Source organism: Pseudoalteromonas sp. BSi20311 (assembly GCF_000239875.1).
In the GTDB taxonomy this organism is placed as follows: domain Bacteria; phylum Pseudomonadota; class Gammaproteobacteria; order Enterobacterales; family Alteromonadaceae; genus Pseudoalteromonas.
This window is the reverse complement of record NZ_BADU01000043.1, coordinates 1-4,158: the sequence shown is the minus strand read 5'-3', so window position 1 is coordinate 4,158 and position 4,158 is coordinate 1. Positions and strand designations below refer to the sequence as shown.

General features: G+C 34.6%; 4 protein-coding genes and 1 pseudogene. 1 reads left to right on the top strand and 4 read right to left on the bottom strand.

The features are described 5' to 3' along the window. The 3 genes and pseudogenes from P20311_RS19255 to P20311_RS04060 form a co-directional block, all read right to left on the bottom strand. A pseudogene (locus P20311_RS19255) lies at positions 1-245 on the bottom strand (peptidase M56 BlaR1); the annotation flags it as partial. 62 nt (positions 246-307) lie between these two features. Then, complete coding sequence (locus P20311_RS04065; protein ID WP_008109981.1) at positions 308-1,102, bottom strand: M56 family metallopeptidase; 795 nt, start codon at positions 1,100-1,102, stop codon at positions 308-310. Positions 1,103-1,113: 11 nt separating this feature from the next. Continuing rightward, a complete protein-coding gene (locus tag P20311_RS04060) occupies positions 1,114-1,494 on the bottom strand; it encodes a BlaI/MecI/CopY family transcriptional regulator (protein WP_008109979.1) in 381 nt (126 codons plus the stop codon). 257 nt (positions 1,495-1,751) lie between these two features. Here P20311_RS04060 and P20311_RS04055 point away from each other — a divergent pair, with 257 nt between their 5' ends. Beyond that, positions 1,752-2,198: a hypothetical protein gene (locus tag P20311_RS04055; protein WP_008109976.1), complete on the top strand. Its 447-nt coding sequence runs from the start codon at positions 1,752-1,754 to the stop codon at positions 2,196-2,198. A gap of 122 nt (positions 2,199-2,320) precedes the next feature. Here P20311_RS04055 and P20311_RS04050 read toward each other — a convergent pair whose 3' ends face one another. Beyond that, on the bottom strand, positions 2,321-3,799 hold the full coding sequence (locus P20311_RS04050; RefSeq protein ID WP_008109974.1) for an ABC transporter substrate-binding protein: 1,479 nt from the start codon (positions 3,797-3,799) through the stop codon (positions 2,321-2,323). Positions 3,800-4,158 lie beyond the last annotated feature (359 nt).

The following is a 4,158-nucleotide window of genomic DNA, read 5'->3' as shown; positions in this document are numbered from 1 at the left end:
TCTCTATTTGCAAACCACTTTTGAATGTTGAGAGCCGTTTGAACTAGCTTTGTTGATTGCTCACTTTTTGCATCACCTGCAACCTCTAATAGCATTGCTAACTGTTGGTTATACTGATTACTAGCAGCGGGCTGTTTTTGCGCACTATATTGTTCATTCTTTGTATTTTCATCTACTATTTGTGCCGCTGCTAGTGCACTAAAAGACAATGCCGCTATAGCCATGACTATATGTTTACTTTTCATTGTTTTTTCCTTGTTTAACATTTTAATCCTCTGAACGTTAAAACTCTTAGAGTGTTCAATATTCAAAAGAGGGGGGTGAAAAAGTTATTTTTAGATTTTTTTTCATGCTCAGAGAGTAACAAACTAGCTAAATCTAATTGGTACTTACCTTTGAGTTTACGCATACATTTTTCGTCGCAACTAAGCTCCAATTGCTCTTTTGCCAAACGCGCTAATTTTAAGCATATTGGATTCCACCAAAAAACACTTTCTATAGCGCAAATTAACCATGTCCAATAAATATCACCTTGTTGTAAGTGCGTTAATTCGTGCTCAATAACAGAGTTTAATTCTTCACGATTTTTCATATCAGGTGTAAGCCAAATAACCGGGTTAACTAACCCTGTTGCAAAAGCAGGCCCGCCAATTGAGGTGAATCTTATTGGGTATATACAGTTTGCTCGTTTTGAAGTGCTATATAAGCTTGAGTTAGCTTTTAAGTTTTTGACTAACTTTACATACATAGCAACACGCAATGTAAACAAGCCAATTCCACTAAACAGCAATACACTAAAAATATGGTTTAATGATGGTAACCAACTCACTGGTGCAATAATGCTACTTTCTGATGTTATGACCTGCGCATCGGTAGGGGCTATTAACGTATTTAAAAAACTAAACTCAGCAACATTAACAGTATATTGCGATGTACTTTCAAATAATGGCAATTGAGAAAAGTATTGCCAAGGAACAAACCAGGCTATTAAAGCCAGCATTATTACGTAAAAATTTAATCTAGAAGGGGCACTTTTCATCCCTAATGATGCAAGCAAACAACACACACTAATAATTGTGCAAGTTACAAAATAATCCATCATAACCTTCTCCTTTAATCTTGCTTTTTATTTTTCAGTAGCGATTGTAGGTACTCAATATCCTCGTCATTCAGCTTTTCTTCTTTAATAAAATGGGCAATTAAGCTGCGAGAGTTACCTTTAAAAAAACGCTGCATAAAGCTAGGCATTGCTTGTGCTGAAAATGCGTTTTGAGTGATCACTGATTTAAATACAATCGCTCTCCCCTCGTTCCCACAGCGTACTATCGCCTCTTTTTGCTCTAACCTATCAACGATTGTTTTTACTGTAGTGTAAGCTACTTGCTTATCTTTTTTTGTATCAGCAAGTAGGGCTTTATGTAACTGGCTAGCAGTACAAGGCTCGTGCTGCCAAAGCAACTGCATTATGTCTAATTCAAATTCACTAAGTTTCATTTTAACCTTTATTACTACAATTGTAGTTTTAAACTATTACAAATGTAGTAATAAGCACTCAGTGTGTCAATATAAAAATTATATAATTTAAAATAAAAAATAAATTTAGAGGTTGGTAAATACATAAGCGATAAGAGGCATAATTATCGAAGTGAGCATATATAATGAGATGTCATTTTTTGTATTTCTTGCTTTAGCCCTTTAGCATCGCAGCCGATAGCTAAATTAGTAACGTATAACATTATGGATAATACGCAATGCTACAGCTAAATAAACAATCAGCGTTTGAGGTTAAAATTACAGCCGATAAAGCTAATATGGCGCAACAAACAAAAGAGCCTACAAAAAATCAGGACAACGCTGATTATCAGTTATCAGACAAAGAGCGCAATAAACTCTCCTCAAAAGGTGCTGTTCTAAACGTTGAAAAAGCCACAAATTCAGAGATGCCAGATTATATTGCAAAAATGATAGAGCAACTTAAAGAGCTCAAACAGCGACTTGAAGAACAAAAAGAGCAACTCACTCAATTACAAGCTCAATCGGACCAAGAAGACGAGGTGCTAAAGGCACAAATTGAAGCACAAGCTAATATCGTTTCAACAATACAGTCGCAAATAGTTACGTTGGTGCAAACAATTAGCCAAGCAATGAAAGACGCTGGTGTTACTGATGCTGGCGCACTTGTCAGTGCCATGGTGTAATTTTTACATCAAGTATTTAGCTTTATATAACCGATTTTATTAAAGCACTTTTTACCCGCAACTTAATTTTTGTAAGAATTAAGCATACGCTAACTGGCAAAAAGACACGTTAACGAACGCTTTCAATATGCATCTAACAATGCTTGCTTATAGATTTTATTAAACTGTGCCAAAGGTAAATCAGCTGCATATTGATATATAAGCGATTTGTATTCATCACTTTGAATTAACGTTGAAACCGAGTGATTAAAATCAAGCATGAAGCGAATATTGTCTTCACTTCGTTGACACATTAAATGCCCAACAGTAAACGGTGTTTTTAATTTCAAGTCAAAGGAGTGAATGTCAGCACGTGTGATCTCATGCCAATACGTCGCAATATCACTTGGGTATTCAATAGAAGCGTCAAACTCTTTTAACCTAGCTAATTGCTCTAACCTAGAAAAAGTATTAATGGCTGCGCCTTTAATTTTAGATTCGTCAACATCGTCAATACGCGACATAATATCCTCAGGAAATACTCTAAGCTTTGACAAACCCAATGTTAAGCCACTGCGGGCTATAAGCTCGTTTAACATGTTTGTATTATTAAATTGACTCAAGTCTTTAGGAGAATATAACCGAGGCGCAAGATACAAAGAAAATGGCTTCGATATTAAATAACGCTGTGCTCGTTCTGGAGTGTTAATTTTATTGGCATAGCAATGATTGCTACCATACTGTACCTCGTTATCAGTATCTGGCGCTTTTACAAACTCAATTCTATAGTCACTCATTGCAGCCAAAATAAGCGTGTAAAGCTTTGCATCTAGTGACTTTGCGTTGTTTGCTGAATTGAACCTAAGTAAAGATTCATCATTAGTGCTCAGTACAACTTTTATTTTATTTGCGTCAAAATTTTCAAATCGAGTATTTTTATAATCTGATTTATATAATTGCTTTAACCGTCCTGAGGATTTTAATTTTGGCATTGCTTGGTCAAATTTTTTCGCCAATGCTTTACCTTTTTTACTATTTGAAAAAGCCAAATAAATAGGCCTTGCCGGCACCACTTCCACATAACTTAATTTTGATTTGTATTCTTGTGGGATGTTGTAGTCAAAATCAACGAAAGCGTCGATGCGTTTATTTAGTAGCAAATCCATGGCTTTATCAATAGCCGATATCGGGTAATAATCGTGTTTATACTCAATATATTTATCAAAGTTATAGCCATCAAACCAGCTTAATACTTTATTGTTTAAATCAGATAACTTATTAAAGTTATGAGTAGAATTTAAAAAATAGGCATTAATTGGATAATCATAATCTAAGTACCAATGAGGATAATAGGCTAAAGGAACATCTTCTTTAGCAACACCAATTACGAAGTCATACTGTTTTTGTTCAAATAAATTGGTAATTCGTTTGTAAGTACTAAAATCAAACTCGAGCTGTTCATCTGCATAAACTTCTTTGAGTAGCTCAATATAAACGCCTGTTTCATCCGGATTGGTGTAATCAACCCAATGAGTTACGCCAACTTTTACACTCGCAAAAGCCGAGTTTATACAAACATAAGAAAAAACAAAAAACAGTAGTAGGTATTTAGCCAAGCGCATTCTCCCAATCACTTAGTTTAATATATGCACCACCAGTCTACTTTGCAAACTTAGGTGTTAGTTTGAGACTTTGTAAGAGCTTTACGTTAAGGTACTTTATGGCTGAAATGAGTTAAGGCCATAATTGCAATTATGGGTTACACGCGATATTCGTTTATAGCACTTTTTTCAAAATTCGACTTAGAGTGAAGCGGACAGTCAGCAAGTTTAATTTATCTAGCAAAGATTCGCCTCTTGCGAACCCTATTAATAAACTATTCATTTTAATTGATAAAGAAAATTTTTAGTAAAAGGATATTTATGAAAAAGGATAACAAGCCTTTAACGGCATATATAATTAGTTTAATTATTCTTTTTGT

Excerpts from the sequence above, each read along its gene's own strand:
- P20311_RS04065 (WP_008109981.1), bottom strand. The coding sequence starts at position 1,102 with ATGATGGATTATTTTGTAACTTGCACAATTATTAGTGTGTGTTGTTTG.
- P20311_RS04060 (WP_008109979.1), bottom strand. The coding sequence starts at position 1,494 with ATGAAACTTAGTGAATTTGAATTAGACATAATGCAGTTGCTTTGGCAG.
- P20311_RS04050 (WP_008109974.1), bottom strand. The coding sequence starts at position 3,799 with ATGCGCTTGGCTAAATACCTACTACTGTTTTTTGTTTTTTCTTATGTT.
- P20311_RS04055 (WP_008109976.1), top strand. The coding sequence starts at position 1,752 with ATGCTACAGCTAAATAAACAATCAGCGTTTGAGGTTAAAATTACAGCC.